The sequence below is a fragment of the Rhodopseudomonas pseudopalustris genome (assembly GCF_900110435.1).
Taxonomy (GTDB): domain Bacteria; phylum Pseudomonadota; class Alphaproteobacteria; order Rhizobiales; family Xanthobacteraceae; genus Rhodopseudomonas; species Rhodopseudomonas pseudopalustris.
This window is the reverse complement of record NZ_FODT01000008.1, coordinates 15,668-35,065: the sequence shown is the minus strand read 5'-3', so window position 1 is coordinate 35,065 and position 19,398 is coordinate 15,668. Positions and strand designations below refer to the sequence as shown.

Sequence of the window (19,398 nt, the reverse complement as noted above, 5' to 3'; positions counted from 1 at the left end):
GTCGTCGGTCCGGGGGCAAGGGCCGTGCGATCGCGGCTGCGGGCGGCGTCAGACCGCGACGTTGTCGATCAGCCGGGTCTTGCCGAGCTTGGCGGCGACCAGCAGCCGGATCGGGCCGGCCTTGAGCGAGTGGATCGGCGCCAGCGTGTCGGCATGCCGCGCTTCGAAATAATCCAGCGAGAAACCGGCGGCGGTGATCATCTTCGCGCCGACGGATAGCGACGCGTCGGCGGACTTGCCGGCGCGGAGCTGCTTCGCCGTCTCCTTCATGGCGCGATACAGCGTCGGCGCCACCTGGCGCTCCTCCGGCGTCAGATAGACGTTGCGCGACGACATCGCGAGGCCGTCGCGCTCACGGATCGTCGGCGCGCCGATCACCTTGACGCCGGTGTCGAGGTCGCCCGCCATCCGCGTCACGACGCGAAGCTGCTGGAAGTCCTTCGAGCCGAAGATCGCGACGTCCGGCCGGACCTGCAGGAACAGCTTGCCGACGACGGTGGCGACGCCGCCGAAGAAATGCGGACGGAAACGATCTTCGAGCCCGGCGACGGCAGGTCCGTCGACCTCAATCCGGGTCGCGAAGCCCTCCGGGTACATCGTCTTGACGTCGGGATTCCAGATCAGGTCGACGCCTTCAGCGGCGAGCTTCGACGCGTCGGCTTTCCATGTGCGGGGATAAGAGCCGAAATCCTCGTGCGGGGCGAATTGCGTCGGATTGACGAACACCGACACCACGACCTTGGTGGCGCGCCGCTTGGCCAGCCGCACCAGCGACAAATGGCCGTCGTGCAGCGCTCCCATGGTCGGGACCAGCGCCACGCTGGCGTTCCGGCGGCGCAGATCGCCGAGCGCGCGGCGGAGGGCAGGCAGGGTTCGGGCGACGACGGGAGGACGGGCCATGACAACTCGCAAAATGAAAACTCGCAAGGAGAAGGCCGCCGGACGGCAGCCGTGGGGACTCGCAACCTATCAAAGGCTGCGGCCTGCCGCCAACGCCCGCACGCGTTCAGCGGCCGGCCGCGTTGCGATTCATGATTAAGCGCGAAGTTCATTGATCCGGGAGCGTCGCCACGCAATGAGCTTGACCGCGGATGTCGCCGCTTTGAAGATATCCACAAGGGGAGATCGATGCTGGTTCAGGCCACGCAAGGACAGTCCGGATCGGCGCGCGTCGTTGTCCTCGGCAACGAGAAGGGCGGCTCGGGCAAGTCGACACTGGCGCTGCATATTGCCGTGGCGTTGCTGAAGGCCGGCCAGCGCGTCGCGACCATCGATCTCGATTGCCGCCAGCAGAGCTTCACCCGCAACCTCAACAACCGCCGGATCTGGGCGCGTCATACCGGGCTCGACCTCGAACTGCCGGAGCACCGCTGCATCAAGCTCGGCGAGACAATGCAGATCGCCGACAATGAGTCGGCCGAGTTCCAGCAATTCGCGCAAGCGGTCGCGGCGGTCGAGCACGCGTTCGATTTCATCGTGATCGATACGCCGGGCTCCGACAGCTATCTGATGCGGCTGGCGCATTCGATGGCGGACACGCTGGTGACGCCGATCAACGACAGCTTCCTCGATTTCGATGTGCTCGGCGCCGTCGACCCCACGACATATTCGGTGACCGGTCCCAGTCACTATTCGTCGATGGTGCTCGATGCCCGCCGCAAGCGCCGCCAGCTCGACGGCGTCGACACCGACTGGATCGTGGTGCGCAACCGGCTGTCGACATTGGGCGCGCGCAACAACCACCGGCTCGCCGTCAATCTGAAGGATCTGGCGATGCGGCTCGGCTTTCGGCCGCTCGACGGCTTCGCCGAGCGCTCGGTGTATCGCGAGTTCTTTCCGCGCGGGCTCACTGCGCTCGACGACCTCAACGAGGCGACGCTCGGCACGCGGCCCAGCATGGGCCACGTCACAGCGCGCGAGGAAGTCACCGGGCTGCTGCGGCAACTCAAGCTGCCGCTCGACGAACGCGGCCGCCGCCGCGCCGCCAACCGCGCCGAATGGTTCGCCCAGGTCGACAAGCCGCTCGAACTACACGATATCGTCGGCGTGTAGCAGGCAAGCTTCATCTCATCCTTTTGTCGAAGTAATTGCATCTCGACCGAAAATGGTCTGCTACCGGGGCGCCGAGAGCGCCATGGCATTGCTACGACATGCTGTCGCGACAGTAGAAAACTCCTGTGGTGTCGCGGCTTTGTGCAGTTGCACAGCTCGCGAGCCGATTTCTGCTAATGTTTGATCTTCCTGTCATATAACGGTGATTTATAGTCGTTCCATCGGTCTCCCAGGCCCGGGCATGGGCTTGTGTCGACACAGGATGGACCATGACGCGCGGAATCTCCGTTCTGCTGGCGCTCGGCCTCGTCTCGGCGGTTGCTTACTTCACCGCCTCGAAGTGGGCGATCCGTCACGAGACGCTCACGTTCTTCGACACTGTGCGCAATCGGCCAGTGGCTGTCGATATCGCGGTCCGACGCGACCGGGAAATGCAGGCCGACGCCGGGTTGATCGAACTGCCGGTGGCCATTCTCAATCACGGCAACACCGTTCGTTTCACCGAGTACTCGTTCCTCGCCAATCTGTTCGCGGCGCGTGGCTACATGGCCGTCAGCATTCAGCACGATCTGGAGACCGACGCTCCGCTGGCGACCAAGGTCGGCGAACCCTATGTCGGTCGCCTCCCGGTGTATCAGCGCGGCATCGCCAATATCGAATTCGCGATGGAGAAACTCCGGGATCATCAGCCGAATGCGGATTACGACCATCTGACGATGGTCGGACACTCCAATGGCGGCGACATTTCGATGTACTACGCGAAACTACATCCCGAGCGGATCAGGAAGGTGGTGACGCTGGACAACCTCCGGGTGCCGTTCATGATCGACGGCAGGTTCAGGATTCTGTCGTTCCGCTCCCAGGATCCGGCTTTCAAGCCCGACCCCGGCGTCGTGCCCGATCAGGAGGTTTGCGACAAGGCGGGCATCCTGGTGGTCAACACCGGCTTTCATCACGTCGAGATGAGCGATCGCGGCCCGGATGACGTCAAGGCGTCGATCAGCAGCACGGTCGATCAGTTCCTCGCCAGCGAAGCCGTCGGTTCGGTGACGCCGCGGCCGCGGCCGGTGTCGGGTGCGATCGCGCAGGTGAAATAGGCCGCCGGCCGCAGCCGTGTGGCGCGGGCCGTCGGCATTGAACCTTTCAGGGGCACGCGCCACATAGAGCGCGTAACGATGCGCGAGCTTCGATGCCCCACGAGCCGACCAAATCCCCCGTTCGACCGCCGACCGATGCGGCCGATGGCGCGTTGCGGCGGAGCAATTCGTCGGACGAAATCGCGGCCTTCGTCGCCAAGGCGCGGGCGATGGCGCCGGCGGCGACCGGCGCGCGTGGCCGGCTGGTGTTCGCCCTCGACGCAACGATGAGCCGGCAACCGACCTGGGACATGGCCTGCGCGCTGCAGGCCGACATGTTCCGCGAGGCCGAGGCGATCGGCAGCCTGGACATCCGGCTAGTGTATTACCGCGGCCTGAACGAATGCCGAGCCAGCGGCTGGATCTCGTCCAGCGAGCAACTGGCGCGGCTGATGGGCAGGATCGACTGCCGCGGAGGCCACACCCAGATCGGGCGGGTTCTGTCCGACACGCGTCGCGAGGCGGTGGCTTCCGGCGTTCGCGCGGTGGTGTTCGTCGGCGACGCCATGGAGGAGTCGGTCGATGAGCTGTGCGCCAGAGCCGGTGAACTCGGGATGCTGAAGGTGCCGGTGTTCATTTTCCAGGAGGGCGGGGACGCGGTGGCCGAACAGGCGTTCCGCGAGATCGCCCGGCTGACCGGGGGCGCCTGGTGCCGGTTCGATCCGGGGGCGGCGGCGCAGCTTCGCGAGCTGCTGCGCGCGGCTGCGGCCTATGCGGCCGGCGGCCGTGACGCTTTGCTTCGGCTCGCCAGAAGCGGCGGAGGCGCGGCGCTGCTGCTCGGCCAGATGCGATAGCGCAGGATGACGCATCTCGACGCGTCATGCCGCGCTACATTCTTGTTTGAGCACGGTCTTTTCCGAAGACCGGCGCCCACTTTTCGGGATCATGCTCCAGCCGCGGCGATGCTTTTTGCCGGCCGCCGTCCTATATTCGCCTCATGCCTACATTGATCGCCGGCGTTATCGCCGTTTTCGTTCTCTATACTGTGCTGCAGATGGTTCGGTCGGCCAACCCGGCCGTGCTGGCGCGGGCGATCAAGATCGCCGGCGGCATCGTCACGCTCGCGGCGGCGCTGTTCACCGGTGTGAAGGGCGAATTGGCGGTGGCGATCCCGCTCGGCTTGTTCGGCGCCGGGCTGCTCGGCTGGGCGCCGATGGGCAATGCCGGATTTGGCAGGCTTGGCGGGCTGTTCGGATCGGCCGGCCGGCGTTCGAGCGGGCAATCGTCCCGGGTGCGCTCGTCCTATCTCGAGATGACGCTCGATCATGAGAGCGGTGCGATCAGCGGCCGTCTGCTGGCCGGCCCGCAAGCGGGCCGCTCGCTGGACGAGTTCGATCTTCCCGAACTCGCTGCGATGATGACCGGCTTCGACGCCGAGAGCTGTGCGCTACTTGAAAGCTATCTGGACCGCCGGTTTCCCGCTTGGCGTCAGCACGCGCAGGGAGACCCGGCAGGGGGGCAGGGACGCCAGACGTCGAGCGGCAAAATGACGACCGAGGAGGCCTATCAGATCCTTGGCCTGCAGCCGGGCGCGGGGCCTGACGAGATCGGGCGCGCTCACCGCACCCTGATGAAGAAATTGCATCCCGACCAAGGGGGGTCGACGTACCTTGCCGCCCGTGTAAACGCGGCTAAGGATACTTTGCTTCGCACGCATCGCAGCTGACTCCGGCAACGCAACTCAACGCTACAGTCTGCGAGGGTTCTGATCTCTGTTGACGCCCGTCATGCCCGCCGATTCCGGCGTGGCTGTTGTTCAGACTTTTATCGCGCAATGATTGACGAGTGGTTTCCCCGCGCCGCCGTGGCGCGCGATCGTGCAGCGCCGTGGCCGCCTGTGGCCGTGCAAACACAAACGCGGCCGGGCCTGGGCCCGACCGCGTTGTGAAAAGGTCCAGATCGCTCCGGAGTTAGTTCTTGATGGTGAAGCAGGAGATGTCGGAGCGCTTCAGCTTGCGGCAGACCGCTTCGGCTTCGTCGCGCTCGAGGCCGGCGAAACGGGCGCGATACAGCTTGCGGTCGCCCTTGGACACGACGGCCTCTGTGAACGGATCGGCCTTGCCCAACATGCCGCGGGCCTGATCGCGGGCGGCTTCGAGCCGGGCTTTGGCTTCGCTCTCGCTCTCGAGCGCGCCGACCTGGATGATCCAGCCGCTGTGCGTGACTGGCTTGATCGCACCGTTCTGCTGAAGGGTGACCGGCGGCGCTGAGGCGGCGGGCGCAGCTTCAGCCGAGGCCATCGCCTGGGCGTTCGAGGGCGTCACGCGCGAGACAGGCATTACGCCGAGGATGCCGTTGCCGGTGCCATGGTTCGCCGGCTGCTGGATCCATTCGGCCCTTGCGACCGCAGCGCTGGATGTTTCTGCGACGTCGCGGCGCGGCGGCGGGATGGTATTGGTCACCGGCGGCGCGGCGACGGCGGAAGCAAGTTTGATCGGCGCGGACTTGACCTGAACCGTCTTGACCCGCACCGGCTTCATCGGCTCCGACGAGCCGGGGACCAGCGCCAGCGGCTTAGTGTCGATGGTCCCGCTGTTGAACGGGCCGGGTTCGGGTTTCTCCGGCCGGGCGGTGATCGCGCGGGTGACCGGGGCGGGCGGAGCGGGGCGGGCTGCCAGCTCGACCGGGTCCGGCTCGGCCGAGGCGATCTGCACGGCGCCCTGTACCTGGACGGTTGGCGCCTGCCGGGTATCATCGCTGGCGACGTCGGTATCGATCTGCGACGGGCTGCGCTCCACGATCGCCGCAACGGTGCGGCGGTTCGAGGCCTTCTCGAGATTTTCCGCGAGCAGATTGCGCATGATCGCGTCGCGCGAACCGCCGCTGCGGCCGCCCAGCACCACGCCGACCAGGAAGCGGTTGCCGCGATGCATCGACGTGACCAGATTGAAGCCCGAGGCGCGGGTATAGCCGGTCTTGATGCCGTCGACGCCCTCGACGTTGCCGAGCAGCCGATTGTGGTTTCGGATCGAGTTGCCGCGGTAGTTGAACGAGGCGGTCGCGAAGTAACGGTAATAGCGCGGGAACCGGTCCTGGATCGCGCGGCCGAGGATCGACTGATCGCGGGCCGTCGTCACCTGGTCGTCGTTCGGCAGGCCCGAGGCATTGCGATACACGGTGCGGGACATGCCGAGCGCGCGCGCCTTGCGGGTCATCATCTTGGCGAAGTCGGTCTCACTGCCGCCGACCGTCTCGGCGATCACCACGGCGGCGTCATTGGCCGAGCGGGTGACCAGGCCCTTGATCGCGTCCTCGACGCGCAAGGTCTGGCCGGGACGCAAGCCGAGCTTGGTCGGGGCCTGAGACGACGCGTGTTCGGAGACTTCCATCTCACTGTCGAGCTGGAGCTTGCCCTGTTCCAGGCGCTCGAACAGCATATAGAGCGTCATGATCTTGGTGAGCGACGCGGGGTGGCGCAGGGCGTCCGGATTGGTCGCCGTCAGCGTGGCGCCGGTGTTGGCGTCGACGATGATCGAGGCGAAGGCGGGGTTGTAGCTGTTGCGCTCGACGTGATGACGGGAGTGGTGGCGATGTTTTCGCCGCGCGTCGGCCGTATCGGTGGTGGCGATAACCGCGGCCGTAATGGTGGCCAGGCCGAGTACGCACACTCGCAAGGTCCGCGAGCTAACAGAGGTGTTGCGGTACATGAACGTCCCCGTCCGATCTTTCATCAATCACCGGACCGTGAGGCAAAATTATGCTCATCACGGCGGTAACGCTTTCCGGTTCGGCCTCGAGTTCAGCCGCGGCGGCCCGACGATGCTGGTAGAGGACCGATCGGGAGAGACTAAGCGGCTGTGCTGACGCGGCTTTTTCTCGAGTGCGCGAACAATCAGAGTCTGAGAGTAGGGGGCTCGCGTTTCCAAAAGGTTAAGCATCTGTTGCGCCAAACCCTAGGATTTGGTGTGATCTCGACCAGCCGCTGCAACCAGGGGTTAGTACGACAGTGCGGTGCAGCAAGCCGTCCGCGAATCGCAGCAGAGAATCGGCCTTCGCGGGGGGGGGGGGGAATAATACCGCTCCGACAATGCGGAGCGGCTGACGCTCAGCGCGTTGGGGCAAGTTCGCCCTAGCCGTTGCGGCCGGGCCTGGAGGTCTATTTGGCGATCCGCAGCTTCGACAGCGAGCTGCCGATCTGGGCGAACGCCGTGCCGATGCCGGACGCAGTGGTGGTGGCGAAGAAATTGCCGCCGTCGGCGCAGTACCTCAGGATCGTCGATTCCGGGTCGCCGGTGGTGTTGACCTGGATGGTATAGACCACCGGCCTCTTCCCGTTGCTGTCGGGCAGTTTGATGTTGTCGCAAAGGAGCTTCTGCCGCGCGTCGATCTTGCCGTCAAATTGTCTCTGTCCGTCACCGTAGTCCGGCCAACGATCCATCGTGTTCAATCCGTCCGACAACAAGATGATGGCGTCCGTGTACTTGTAGTTCGGGTCTTTCGCCGGCGTATTCAGCGGATTGCCTTGCTGCAGGGACATCCACGCCCAGGCCATGCCGATCGGCTGGTTGGTGCCGCCATCGGCGACCAAGTCGTTGATCACGTCCTTGATCTTCTGCGCATCCGTCGCCGCATAAGCCGAGGTCATCGGAAAAATCTGCGCCGGGCAGCTGGTCGTACCCAGCAGTGTCCGCAGGGCGGGAAAGCGAGTGTCGTCGGATGTCGGGGCGTCCTTGGTAGTGTCGGCCGGCTGATCGCGGTCGGTGACGCAACCCTTCCATTTGCTGCGATCGGTGGCCGTCCAGGTCCTGCCGTTGTCTTCACAATCCGTTTTGGTCTTAAACTTGCTCTTGCTGCAGCTGCCCTCGGTTTCGTCCCACACATCCCATTTAATCCAGCTCGCATCGATGTTGCTGCTGCCGACATTGACCATCTGGGCGAATGGCACCACCGAAATGTACAGGTCGTCCTTGCTCTGCGCCGACGCCCGCAAAGTATCGACCAGCGCACTGGCTGCCTTCTTCATCTCCGCGAGCTTGGTCGAGCCGTTTAGAACCATCGACCCGGTGACGTCGAGCGCCATCGCCACGCGCAATCGGGTGCCGCCCCAGGTCGCTGTCGCCGCACTGCCGATTGCGAGCGATGGAAATCCGAACATCTTCATGAAATGAGTCGAAACCGCCCCGTCGCCGTTGACGACGACGGTCGATGAGCCGGAATCGTCCTTCGCCGTGTAATTGGTGGTGAGGGTGACGCCGCGGGCTTCGGTGCCGGTATAGAGGCTGTTGAAATAGGTCTGCGCTTTCTCCGAAACCTCGCTGGCCTTGATCTTGTCCGACCCGAGGTCTTTGGAAACCATCAGAGCCGTCGAATCGAGCGCCGCCTGCATCGCGGTGCGCGCCCTGCTGGCGCGGGAGTAGTCGATCGCTGCGCCGATGAAGCCGAGAATCGGCAACAGTGTGAGCGCGAAGATGACCGCGATGTTGCCGCCATCGTCACCAACGAAGCGGCTTGCAACTTTCCTTGACCGGGTGATGATCGACGTCGGCAACATAGGTCGTTCCAATCCTGCGAGGCGGCCAGAATGTTCCATTCGGACCGCTAATGGCGGGTAAAACCGATTGCTGAAACTCGCTAAATTGCATGATAAATGCTCAGATTGATTGGGTTGGTGAATCAACCCGAACCGTCGCCCTGAAGATCGTGGGCAGGCCGTTAACGGGGTGTTCATCCTGTTCCGGCTGCTCTCGTGGGAGTGTCTGGAGAACCTTCAGAATTTCCGTGCTTGCAGGCAAACGACTGTCGACCCATATTTGCGATACCGGTCCTGCGTCGGATCGGCCCGCCGGGGTGGCGGACAAGCCGGAGCTGAATCGTCGATCACATTTTGTGCGCGTTGCGGTTCCGGTGCTGATGAGTTCCTTTGGGATTCGAACATCTGGGCCATGCTGCATTCAATGTCATTCACCAAACTCGCTGACGGTCCCGTTGGATCGTCGACCGCTGCGACCTCGATGGCGGGCGAGGGCGGCCGTGCGGGGACCGGCAATCCGGCGACCTCGGTTATCACCAAGGTCAAGCCGAAGACGAAACGGCCGAATCTGTATCGCGTTCTGATTCTGAACGACGACTACACGCCGATGGAGTTCGTCGTTCACGTCCTGGAGAAGTTTTTCCAGATGGATGTTGAGGCGGCGACCCAGGTGATGTTGCATGTTCATCATCACGGCATCGGGGAGTGCGGCGTTTTCACCTATGAGATCGCCGAGACCAAGGTGACGCAGGTGATGGACTTCGCGCGCAAGCACCAGCATCCTCTGCAGTGCGTGATGGAAAAGAAGTAAGCGAGGTGGATTGCTGAACTCGGAACGGCTTTTGCATCGGAATTTGTCGGCGGGTTTTCCCGGACTTGCTGGGTGTGCTGCCCTGCGCGGAAGGAACGGGTCTTTCGCAGCCGGGTTTGGGCACTATATGTCGAAAAGGTTGTTGTTGCGCGACGTAGCGGCGGCGATCATGATGAGCCGGGGGCACAGAGGACGAGATGCCGACATTTTCCCAGAGTCTTGAGCAATCCCTCCACCGCGCGCTCGCGATCGCCAACGAGCGACACCATCAATACGCGACGCTCGAGCATCTGTTGCTCTCGCTGGTCGACGATTCCGACGCCGCCGCGGTGATGCGGGCTTGCAGCGTCGACCTCGATAAGCTCCGCGCCAGCCTCGTCAACTATCTCGAGACCGAATTCGAGAACCTCATCACCGATGGGTCGGAAGACGCCAAGCCGACCGCCGGGTTCCAGCGTGTGATCCAGCGCGCGGTAATTCATGTGCAGTCGTCCGGCCGCGAAGAGGTGACCGGCGCCAACGTGCTGATCGCGATCTTCGCCGAACGCGAGAGCCATGCCGCGTATTTCCTGCAGGAGCAGGACATGACGCGCTACGACGCGGTCAACTACATCAGCCATGGCATCGCCAAGCGGCCCGGTGTGTCCGAGGCGCGGCCGGTGCGCGGCGTCGACGAAGAGACCGAGACCAAGAGCGGCGAGGACTCCAAGAAGAAGGGAGACGCGCTCGAGACCTATTGCGTCAACCTGAACAAGAAGGCGCGCGACGGCAAGATCGATCCGGTGATCGGCCGCAATGCCGAGATCAACCGCGCGATTCAGGTGCTGTGCCGCCGGCAGAAGAACAACCCGCTGTTCGTCGGCGAAGCTGGCGTCGGCAAGACCGCGATCGCCGAGGGCCTCGCCAAGCGTATCGTCGACAGCGAAGTGCCGGAAGTGCTCGCGGCGGCGACGGTGTTCTCGCTCGACATGGGCACGCTGCTCGCCGGCACGCGCTATCGCGGCGACTTCGAGGAGCGCCTGAAGCAGGTGCTCAAGGAGCTCGAAGCGCATCCCAACGCGATTCTGTTCATCGACGAGATCCACACCGTGATCGGCGCTGGCGCGACCTCCGGCGGCGCGATGGATGCCTCGAATTTGCTCAAGCCTGCCTTGGCTTCGGGCACGATCCGCTGCATGGGCTCGACGACCTATAAGGAATACCGTCAGCACTTCGAGAAGGATCGCGCGCTTGTGCGCCGGTTCCAGAAGATCGACGTCAACGAGCCGACGGTGGCGGATGCGATCGCGATCCTGAAGGGGCTGAAGCCCTATTTCGAGGACTATCACAAGCTCAAATACACCAACGAGGCGATCGAATCCGCGGTCGAGCTTTCGTCGCGCTACATCCATGACCGGAAATTGCCGGACAAGGCGATCGACGTGATCGATGAATCCGGCGCGGCGCAGATGCTGGTGGCGGAGAACAAGCGCAAGAAGACGATCGGCATCAAGGAAATCGAGGCCACCGTCGCGACCATGGCTCGGATCCCGCCGAAGAGCGTGTCGAAGGACGACGCCGAGGTGCTGATGCATCTCGAGCAGACCCTGAAGCGCGTCGTGTTCGGCCAGGACAAGGCGATCGAATCGCTCGCCGCGTCGATCAAGCTCGCCCGCGCCGGACTGCGGGAACCGGAGAAGCCGATCGGCTGCTATCTGTTCTCGGGTCCGACCGGCGTCGGCAAGACCGAAGTCGCCAAGCAATTGGCGCTGACGCTCGGCGTCGAGCTGCTGCGCTTCGACATGTCGGAATACATGGAACGCCACACCGTCTCGCGGCTGATCGGCGCGCCGCCCGGCTATGTCGGCTTCGATCAGGGCGGCCTTTTGACCGACGGCGTCGACCAGCATCCGCATTGCGTCGTGCTGCTCGACGAAATCGAGAAGGCCCATCCCGATCTGTATAACGTGCTGCTGCAGATCATGGATCACGGCCGGCTGACCGATCACAACGGCAAGCAGGTCAACTTCCGCAACGTCATCCTGATCATGACGACGAACGCGGGCGCGGCCGATCTGGCCCGGCAGGCGTTCGGCTTCACCCGCAACAAGCGGGAAGGCGACGACCATGAGGCGATCAACCGGCAGTTCGCTCCGGAATTCCGCAACCGGCTCGACGCGATCGTGTCGTTCGCGCATCTTAATGCCGACGTCATCGGCATGGTTGTCGAGAAGTTCGTGCTGCAGCTCGAGGCTCAGCTCGCCGATCGCGACGTGACGATTGAGCTGTCCGATGCCGCCAAGGCGTGGCTGGTTCAGCACGGCTATGACGAGCAGATGGGGGCGCGGCCGATGGCGCGCGTGATCCAGGAACACATCAAGAAGCCGCTCGCCGACGAGGTGCTGTTCGGTCAGCTCAAGGGCGGCGGCCATGTCCGGGTCGTGCTGGTCAAGGACGAGGCGGTCGCCGGCGTCGAGCTGGAGAAGATCGCCTTCGAGTTCCTCGATGGCCCGGTGACGCCCAAGCCGGAGAAGCTGCCCAACGCCAAAAAGCGCGGCGGCGCAGCGCGGAAACCGAAGTCAGGCCCGAAGGGTTCGGCAAAGGATCCGCTGGTCAAGGCCTGAACGGACGCGTGACAATTGAATGAGGCCGGCGAGCGATCGCCGGCCTTTTCAATTGGCGGGAGTCGTCCTCTTGAGCTGCGAGCGCAGCGAGCCTCGAAGGATGCGGCTCAACGGGCCTCATCCGGATAAGGTTGAGACCCGTGGAGCGGGTTGCCGACGACGGCTTCGATTATTTGGGAGCAGGCGGTGCTGCCGCCGGCAGCTGGACGCCGTCGGGCGCGATCATCGCCCAGCCATAGGCCTTCAGTTTGCCGCGGCCGAGCGGTAGCACCATGGTGCCAAACAGCGGCGCGGCCGCTCCGAGCGCGCTGCGATACGGTGCCGGTATTTCATCGGTCCGTGCGAATTCGTCGGTCGACCACACCACCAGTGTGCCGGATTGTTTCAGCCGGTCAGGCGTGATCCACGGGCTCTTGGCGAAATCCGCGTCGATGAACACCGACGGCCGCGGCGACGCGGTGAGCGCGACGAATCCGGCCTGCCGGGTGCTTCCGGTGACGATGTCGAGCGGCCTGGTGGTGCGGCTCTTCCAGACGGCCTGCATCGCATTCGACAGCGCTCGCGCGGGGTAGAGCTCGGTCGGCAGCGGGCCGCTGCCATAGGCTTTCGAATAGATCGATGCGGTGGCGCCGAACGGCACGCCGATCAGGACCAGCAGCCACACCACCACCGCGAGGCGCGGCGCGCGCAGCACGATTTGCGGTGGCAGCAGCAGGACGAGCGCAAGACCCGACAACGCCACCAGCGCGCTGCCGGTGTAGGCGCCGATCGTGAACCATCCGACCACGCTGCCGGCCGCAACCAGCAGCGATGGCACAAAGGCGGCGGCGAGGATCAGCGAGCGATCGAACCCGGTCGGCGCCTCGAGCTGGAGGACGGCGGGTTCGCCTTGCAGCGGGACCCGCGGTAGCATCGCCAGCACCGCCACCAGGATCAAACCGAGGTGCAAGCCCGCTTGGCCGAATACGAAGGCAAAGGCCGTCGCGATCCGCGACAAGAGATCGGACGCATGAACCACGGGCGTGAGAGTTCCTGCCGCGTTCATCTGCGCCAGCCACATCAGATGCGGCAACAGCACGACGAAGCAGGCCAACGCCGCGATCGCGGGGCCGGCGGTGAGCAGATGGCGGCGGCCCTCGCGCGTCAGCAACAAATGTCCGATGAGGACCAGCATCAAAGCGAAACCGGCGTGGTTCGCGTTCGCCAGGAGCGCGCAGACGATTCCGAGCCCGACCCAGCTCCAGCGCGCCTGGCCCAGCACCGCTTTGCGATACAGTGCCACTGCCGCGACCACGAGTGGCAGGCTGGCGATCGCCGGATCAAAGGCGGTGACCTGCGGGCCGAAACAGCCGATCAGGATAGTCAGCGCCACCGCCAGCGTCGCGCCGCTATGACCGACGATGCCGGCGCCGAGCCGCCACACCAGAACCAGCGCCGCCAGCGCCGAGCCGATCGACAGGACGAGTTGCGAGCCGTCCCAGCGGCCGGTCAGCAGTGCGGCGATCTCGGTCAGCCACGGCGCGAGCGGCGGATACTTCCAGTATCCGGCCTCCAGTTCCTTGCCGAACAGCGCCATCTCGTAGCTGACGGCAGGCAGGCTCGGGAAGCTGATTGCGGCTGCGAACCACAGCCCGCCATAGATGCCGAGAATCCACAGCAACAGCCGCCGCGGCTCGTTGCGTAGGATCTGCAGCACGGTGTCGCAGGCGCTGAGCAACAGACCGGGAGGCGCTGCGGCGACCGGTTTGGCGGCTGGACTGTTCGGCGTCGGCAGCGCGGCCGGTTGGCGGGGGGCTGATTTGTATTGCGCGGGCTTCGGCGGCGGAGCGGAGCGCTTGTGACCGACGGGAGCAGGGCGGACCGGCGCGCGCTCGGCCTTGTTCGCAGCAGCCGGCGGCGGTGCAGCAGCAGGCGCAGGCGCAACGGCGGTATCGCCGGGCGCGGCTGGGGCTGCGGCGTCGGAAGAAGCTGGCATTGCCGCCGGACTGGCGGCCGAGACCGCTTGGCTCCTGCCGCCCTGATGCTTCTTCTTCGGTCGACGGTTCTTGGGCTGCTTGCGCTTGATGGTGCGTCGTCCTCTGCAGATCGGCGGCGCAGCCATAACCGCGCGCCGGATCGTGGGATCAGGACCGACGTTTTAATCCATCCGGCCGGTGAGGCAATTGCCGGAAAGGTGAGTTGCGCATAACGGAGTACTGCGGCGGATCGGCGCGCCGCTCAGGACTCGCCGAGCAGCACCTTGATCTTGCGCTGCAGCTCGCGCTTGGTCTTCTCGCTCTTGCGCAGGCGCTCGCTGAGCTGGCTGGCATCGGTCGTTTCGCTGAAAGCCAATCCAACCGTGTTGCCGCGGCGCCAGACGATCTTCGACGGATAGGTGCGCGCCTTCTTGGCGACGGTCAGCGCGATCTGGTCCGAGAGTCCCGCGGCGGTGCCGAATTCGATCGTGGCGCCGTTGTCCGAGATGTTCCGAACGACGCAGTCGCGGGTCGAGCCGCGCTCGTTGATCGCGGCGACGCCGCCATAAACCACCTTGTCCCGCCGGGATTTCCGCCGATCGTCCATCGAGCACTCCACGCGTGAGTGGCGTGATTGTAGGCGGCTTCGGCCTCGGCGGTAGCGCGTTGCTCGACTGATCGTCGATTAACCTGAATCGATCATGTGCGCGATCCGCTATGCGACGCTGTCGCGGATGGCGCGGGCGCGCTCCTTCTGGGCCTCGAAATCGCGGCGTCGCCGCTGCAGTTCGTCGGCGCTGATGGCGGCGACGTTGTTGTAGTCGCGCTTCCACGCGGCGTCGGTGCGCCAGCGCAGTGGCGATTGCACGGTGGTCTGCGGCCCAGGCGCGCGCTCCAGCACCCGCAGCGCCAGCTCGAGTGTGAACGCCTGGGAGGCGTCGTCGTGCGGCTTGCCGGCGGAATTGCCGAGCGGGAAATCGCTGAACAGGAACCGCGGCACGGCGGCGTGCTCGACGATGTCTTTCGCGCACCCCATCACCACGGTCGAGACGCCGTGGGCCTCGAGATGCCGCGCGACCAGCGACACGGTCTGGTGACAGACCGGACAATTGGGCACCAACACCGCAGCGTCGACGTTATCGGCACGGCAGCGCGCCAGGATCTCGGGGGCGTCGGTGTCGGTCGTGACGCGGTGGCTGCGATTGGTCGGCGCGCCGAAGAACCGCGGCGCGACGTCGCCGATTGCGCCCTCGCGCGCCAGCCGCCGCAATTGCGGCAGCGGAAACCAGCTGCCGCTGTCGGTCGCGGTGGTGTGGGTGCGGTCATAGGCAATGTGGGAAATGCGCAGATCGTGATCCTGCGAGGTATCGCCGTCATAGACCTGATAGAACTTGGCGCCGCCATTATATGCCGCGCCGGGGCCCTGGTCGCCTTTCGCCGGATCGAACGGAACGGCGGTTGTGATGAGCGCGACGCGCGCCTGCGCCAGCGGCTTCGTCAGCGGCCGGAACGGCGCTGCGACATCATGCGCCCAGCGATAGGGAACGTCGTAGCCGATCGCCTGATAATAAGCGCGGGTCCGCGCCATGTAGGGGATCGGAACGTCGTCCTCGGACGCAAAGCCGGTGGGCGCGCGGGTCTCGGCCATATTGCGGTCCCGGTTGAAGGGAGGATGCAAATTGCTAGCGCGTTGGCGGAGCGTGTCAACAACCCCGGCCATGACGATCGGGAGAACGGCGTGACGACTGGATCAGTCGACAATACGCTGCTCCGCGCAGCGCTCGTGGCCATGCTCGTGCTGATCGCGCCGGCCGCTGCGCGCGCCGAGGACGCGCCGCCCGCGAAGCAGGACGACGCCACCCAGAGCAAACCCGAACCGCAAGCGAAGCCGGACCAAGCGCCTGCGAGGCCGGATAGCTCCGCTCCTGCAGAGAAGCCCGCCGACAAGCCCACCGATCAGGCGGCCGAGAAGCCTGCGGATCGGGACACGCGCGAGTCGATTTGCCTGATGATCGAGTCGGCGGCGAAGGCGCACGATTTGCCGCTCGAATTCTTCGCCCGTGTGATCTGGCAGGAGAGCCGGTTTCAACCCGACGCGGTCGGGCCGGTGACGCGCAGCGGCAAGCGTGCGCTGGGCATCGCACAATTCATGCCGGGCACCGCGAGCGAGCGCAGCCTGCTCGATCCGTTCGACCCGGTGCAGGCGCTGCCGAAATCAGCCGAGTTTCTCCGTGAGTTGCGCGGCCAGTTCGGCAATCTCGGGCTGGCGGCGGCGGCCTATAATGCCGGTCCGCGCCGGGTGCAGGAATGGATTGCCGGCACCGGTCCGATGCCGCAGCAGACCCGCTCTTATGTGTATGCGATCACCGGAACCTCGGTGGATGATTGGGCTGCGGCGGGCCGTCAGGCGAAGCCGCCGGAGACCAGAGCGGATAGCGACTGCCGAACGCTGATGGCGCTGCTGCGGCGCGCGCCGAATCCGTTCGTGGCGCAGCTCGAGCAGCGGGTGAAGCTCGGCGCCGACAAGCCCTGGGGCGTGCAACTCGCGGCCGGCTTCAATCGCGATCGGGCTCTGGCGATGTATGCGCGGGCGATGTCGCGGTTAAGCGCGGTGATCGGCGACCAGGATCCGAGCCTGTCGAGTTCGGTGTTCCGCAGCCGTGGGACGCGGCCGTTCTATCGCGTGCGGATCGGCGCCGAGACGCGCCCCGAGGCGAACGTGTTGTGCGACAAGATCCGCCGCGCCGGCAGCGCCTGTCTGGTGTTGCGCAATCGCGGCTGAGCCGTCCGGGCGACGGATCAGAATTCGGATCGTAGTTGTGCCAGCCGGGCGCGCAATTGCGCATTCACGCGCTCGGTCGCGCGGATGCGAAGGGCTAAGTCGAGCGGCAGCTCGGATCCCTGCCGTCGCGGCGCATCAAGCCAAAGACCGGCGCTGTTTTTCCGTCGCCAGACGATGCGACCGAAATATGAAACGCCTTGGTGGGTGATGCTCAGATCGACGCGGTCCGACACGGCGGCCGGATTGCCGAGCTCGATCTGGGCGCCCTCCGCCGACAGATTGCGGACGATACAATCGATCGTCGCCGTTCGGGCATGAAACGCAAGCCGTCCCCCATAATAGACACGTCGCCGTAAACCGCTGCGCCGTTCCAGCATCGTCAGTCTCCTCGCGATGGTTGTAGATTGCTATCAGAGGTAGTGGCGCGGCCGAAATTCGACTGACGGTCAACCGATTGTTAAGGTAAACGGGCTGCGCGAACGCGACGGGATTCGCCGCGCGATGGCCAAGAAGGTGTTGCAGTCCGGATGGCGCTTCCTCCCCACGATGCCCCGCGCTGGCAGAGCCCGACACGCGCCTATCTGCAGGGCCTGCGCGCTGTCGCCAGCTCGGTGTTGTCGATGGTGCTGTTCGCAACCTTCATCGGCATCGGTGCGCTCGCGCACGACAGCGGCTTCAGCCTCGGCTGGCTGCTGCTCAGCACGTTGCTGGTGTGGGCGGGCCCGGCGCAGATCATCCTGATCTCGACGCTCGGCTCCGGCGCCACCGTGTTGCAGGCGGCGATCGCGGTGACCGTCAGCGCGATCCGGCTGTTTCCGATGGTGGTGTCGGTGTTGCCGATGCTGCGCACGTCGGACACCAAACTGCGTCATCTGGTGCTGCCGGCGCATTTCGTCGCGGTAACGATGTGGGTCGAGTGCTTCCGGCTGCTGCCGCAAGTGCCGCGCGAGCGGCGGATCGCGTTCGCCAACGGGCTCGGCACCGGACTCATCTCGGTGTGCATGATCGCCAATGTGATCGGCTACGCGCTCGCCGCCAATCTGCCGAAGCTGTTCGGCGCGGCGGTGCTGCTGCTGACGCCGCTGGCGTTTCTCTTGTCCACCGCGCGCAACTGTCGCGAGATCGCGGACGTCGTCGCGCTCGGACTTGGCCTCGCTTTGTTTCCGCTGGTGGCGCTGTTCAACACCGGCGTCGATGTTCTGATCAGCGGCGTCTCGGCCGGCACCATCGCCTATGGCGTCCATCGCTTCCGGCAGAGGCGCGCATGAGCGGCTTCATCGGTGAATGGCAGGCGCTGGTCGTGCTGGTGCTGGCGGGATTTCTGCCCAACGAGATCTGGCGGATGCTCGGGCTGTGGCTCGGCGGGGGCATCGACGAAGGCTCCGAGCTGCTGATCTGGGTGCGCGCGGTCGCCACCGCGATCCTCGCCGGCGTCATCGCGCAGATTCTGGTACTGCCGCCGGGCGCGCTGGCGAGCGTGCCGGCGCTGCTGCGCTACGGCGCAGTGGCGGCCGGACTGCTTGCCTTCATCGCGGTCAGGCGTTCGATCCTGATCGGCGTGATCGCTGGCGAGGCGGTGCTGATCGCCGGGCAATGGTGGCTGGGCTGAGTTCACCTTTTGCTGTGGTTGCCAGACGGCTCCATCCGGTTAGGTTGGGTCGATTTCGACGCCAAATCCGGGGAATGGGCATGACCGCCACCGATGACATCCGCGAAGGTGAAGTCACCGTCACGCCGCCGCCGCCGACCGATGCGGGACTGGTCTTCATCGGCCGGATCCGGACGCCCTGGACCTCGCGTGGCGAGACGCCGCGGCAGGGTAGTCTCGACGGTCCGGTGTGCCGGCTTGAGATTTTCGAGCCGTGGACGCAGGCGCTGCTCGGGCTCGAAAAATTCACCCAGCTTCAAGTGGTGTACTGGCTGCATCAGGCGCGGCGCGATCTGGTGATCCAGCGCGGCCACGGCCACGACGGACCGCGCGGCACCTTTGCGTTGCGCTCGCCGCTGCGGCCGAATCCGATCGGCATCTCGGCAGCCGCTCTGGTCGGGATCGAGGGATCGACGGTGCTTGTCCGGGGGCTGGATTGCCTCGACCAAACCCCGCTGATCGATCTCAAACCGGACCGTTGTGTACATTCGATGGTGAAGTAGCCAGCGGCCTCACGCCGTCTGCAACGCCGCAATGAGTTTCTCGGCGTGGCGCTCCAGGACATCGGTTTCTTCCCGGCGGCTCGCCGGCGGCAGCAGCGGCACGCCGTCGTGGCGCGGCATCACGTGCATGTGCAGGTGATAGACCACCTGACCGGCGGCGGGCTCGCTGAACTGCTGCACCACGATGCCGTCTGCCTTGAAGGCCTGCATCGCCGCGTGGGCGATCTTGTGCGCGCCGCGCGCCACATGGGCGAAGTCTTCCGCAGAGATGTCGAGGATGTTGCGCGCCGGGGCCTTCGGGATCACCAGCGTGTGACCCGGCGCCCGCGGCATGATGTCGAGGAAGGCCAGCACGTGGTCGTCTTCGTAGACCTTGTGGCAGGAGAACTCGCCACGCAGGATCTTGGCGAAGATGTTGTTCGGATCGTAGGCGGTCAT

Annotated in this window: 18 protein-coding genes; 10 read left to right on the top strand and 8 right to left on the bottom strand. The window is 65.1% G+C overall.

Features of this window, described 5'->3' with window-relative positions:
* Positions 1-48 precede the first annotated feature (48 nt).
* Entirely contained in the window at positions 49-900 is an 852-nt protein-coding gene (gene panC / locus BMY71_RS16110; protein WP_011503463.1) for a pantoate--beta-alanine ligase, read from the bottom strand.
* 228 nt (positions 901-1,128) lie between these two features.
* On the opposite strand from panC, the gene BMY71_RS16105 reads away from it, so the two are divergent.
* The 4 genes from BMY71_RS16105 (at position 1,129) to BMY71_RS16090 (ending at position 4,854) form a co-directional block, all read left to right on the top strand.
* On the top strand, positions 1,129-2,052 hold the full coding sequence (locus tag BMY71_RS16105; protein WP_011503462.1) for a division plane positioning ATPase MipZ: 924 nt from the start codon (positions 1,129-1,131) through the stop codon (positions 2,050-2,052).
* A 269-nt stretch (positions 2,053-2,321) separates the two neighbouring features.
* Positions 2,322-3,149: an alpha/beta fold hydrolase gene (locus BMY71_RS16100; RefSeq protein WP_011503461.1), complete on the top strand. Its 828-nt coding sequence runs from the start codon at positions 2,322-2,324 to the stop codon at positions 3,147-3,149.
* A 92-nt stretch (positions 3,150-3,241) separates the two neighbouring features.
* Positions 3,242-3,982 carry a vWA domain-containing protein gene (locus tag BMY71_RS16095; RefSeq protein WP_092685060.1) on the top strand — a complete coding sequence of 247 codons (741 nt, stop codon included), beginning with the start codon at positions 3,242-3,244 and terminating at the stop codon, positions 3,980-3,982.
* A 143-nt stretch (positions 3,983-4,125) separates the two neighbouring features.
* Positions 4,126-4,854 (top strand): DnaJ domain-containing protein, encoded by a 729-nt coding sequence (locus BMY71_RS16090; protein WP_011503459.1) that lies wholly within the window; start codon positions 4,126-4,128, stop codon positions 4,852-4,854.
* A gap of 244 nt (positions 4,855-5,098) precedes the next feature.
* On the opposite strand, the gene BMY71_RS16085 is transcribed toward BMY71_RS16090, so the two are convergent.
* Together BMY71_RS16085 and BMY71_RS16080 are read right to left on the bottom strand one after the other, a co-directional pair.
* Positions 5,099-6,835: a D-alanyl-D-alanine carboxypeptidase gene (locus tag BMY71_RS16085; protein WP_092685058.1), complete on the bottom strand. Its 1,737-nt coding sequence runs from the start codon at positions 6,833-6,835 to the stop codon at positions 5,099-5,101.
* A gap of 449 nt (positions 6,836-7,284) precedes the next feature.
* On the bottom strand, positions 7,285-8,679 hold the full coding sequence (locus BMY71_RS16080; protein ID WP_092685056.1) for a TadE/TadG family type IV pilus assembly protein: 1,395 nt from the start codon (positions 8,677-8,679) through the stop codon (positions 7,285-7,287).
* Positions 8,680-9,139: 460 nt separating this feature from the next.
* Here BMY71_RS16080 and clpS point away from each other — a divergent pair, with 460 nt between their 5' ends.
* Positions 9,140-9,469, top strand: coding sequence for an ATP-dependent Clp protease adapter ClpS (clpS, locus tag BMY71_RS16075; RefSeq protein WP_011503456.1), 330 nt, complete (start codon positions 9,140-9,142; stop codon positions 9,467-9,469).
* Between the two features lie 197 nt (positions 9,470-9,666).
* Positions 9,667-12,072, top strand: coding sequence for an ATP-dependent Clp protease ATP-binding subunit ClpA (gene clpA / locus BMY71_RS16070; protein WP_011503455.1), 2,406 nt, complete (start codon positions 9,667-9,669; stop codon positions 12,070-12,072).
* Positions 12,073-12,241: 169 nt separating this feature from the next.
* Here the strand turns inward: clpA and BMY71_RS16065 are convergent, their stop codons facing one another.
* From BMY71_RS16065 to BMY71_RS16055, 3 genes are all read right to left on the bottom strand, one after another.
* The gene (locus BMY71_RS16065; protein WP_244526077.1) at positions 12,242-14,047 is read right to left on the bottom strand and encodes an ArnT family glycosyltransferase; all 1,806 of its coding nucleotides are present in this window, start codon (positions 14,045-14,047) and stop codon (positions 12,242-12,244) included.
* Positions 14,048-14,289: 242 nt separating this feature from the next.
* Entirely contained in the window at positions 14,290-14,634 is a 345-nt protein-coding gene (locus BMY71_RS16060) for a PilZ domain-containing protein (RefSeq protein ID WP_011503453.1), read from the bottom strand.
* Between the two features lie 108 nt (positions 14,635-14,742).
* Entirely contained in the window at positions 14,743-15,675 is a 933-nt protein-coding gene (locus tag BMY71_RS16055; protein ID WP_092685052.1) for a glycine/sarcosine/betaine reductase selenoprotein B family protein, read from the bottom strand.
* 90 nt (positions 15,676-15,765) lie between these two features.
* On the opposite strand from BMY71_RS16055, the gene BMY71_RS16050 reads away from it, so the two are divergent.
* The gene (locus BMY71_RS16050) at positions 15,766-16,809 is read left to right on the top strand and encodes a transglycosylase SLT domain-containing protein (protein WP_430715338.1); all 1,044 of its coding nucleotides are present in this window, start codon (positions 15,766-15,768) and stop codon (positions 16,807-16,809) included.
* Between the two features lie 17 nt (positions 16,810-16,826).
* On the opposite strand, the gene BMY71_RS16045 is transcribed toward BMY71_RS16050, so the two are convergent.
* Positions 16,827-17,186 carry a PilZ domain-containing protein gene (locus tag BMY71_RS16045; protein WP_011503450.1) on the bottom strand — a complete coding sequence of 120 codons (360 nt, stop codon included), beginning with the start codon at positions 17,184-17,186 and terminating at the stop codon, positions 16,827-16,829.
* A gap of 150 nt (positions 17,187-17,336) precedes the next feature.
* On the opposite strand from BMY71_RS16045, the gene BMY71_RS16040 reads away from it, so the two are divergent.
* From BMY71_RS16040 to tsaA, 3 genes are all read left to right on the top strand, one after another.
* On the top strand, positions 17,337-18,077 hold the full coding sequence (locus BMY71_RS16040; protein ID WP_092685050.1) for an AzlC family ABC transporter permease: 741 nt from the start codon (positions 17,337-17,339) through the stop codon (positions 18,075-18,077).
* Positions 18,074-18,418 carry an AzlD domain-containing protein gene (locus tag BMY71_RS16035; protein ID WP_011503448.1) on the top strand — a complete coding sequence of 115 codons (345 nt, stop codon included), beginning with the start codon at positions 18,074-18,076 and terminating at the stop codon, positions 18,416-18,418. Before BMY71_RS16040 ends, BMY71_RS16035 begins: the two co-directional genes overlap by 4 nt.
* 80 nt (positions 18,419-18,498) lie before the next feature.
* Positions 18,499-18,960 carry a tRNA (N6-threonylcarbamoyladenosine(37)-N6)-methyltransferase TrmO gene (gene tsaA / locus BMY71_RS16030; protein ID WP_092685325.1) on the top strand — a complete coding sequence of 154 codons (462 nt, stop codon included), beginning with the start codon at positions 18,499-18,501 and terminating at the stop codon, positions 18,958-18,960.
* A 9-nt stretch (positions 18,961-18,969) separates the two neighbouring features.
* Here the strand turns inward: tsaA and BMY71_RS16025 are convergent, their stop codons facing one another.
* Positions 18,970-19,398 (bottom strand): HIT family protein, encoded by a 429-nt coding sequence (locus BMY71_RS16025; protein ID WP_011503446.1) that lies wholly within the window; start codon positions 19,396-19,398, stop codon positions 18,970-18,972.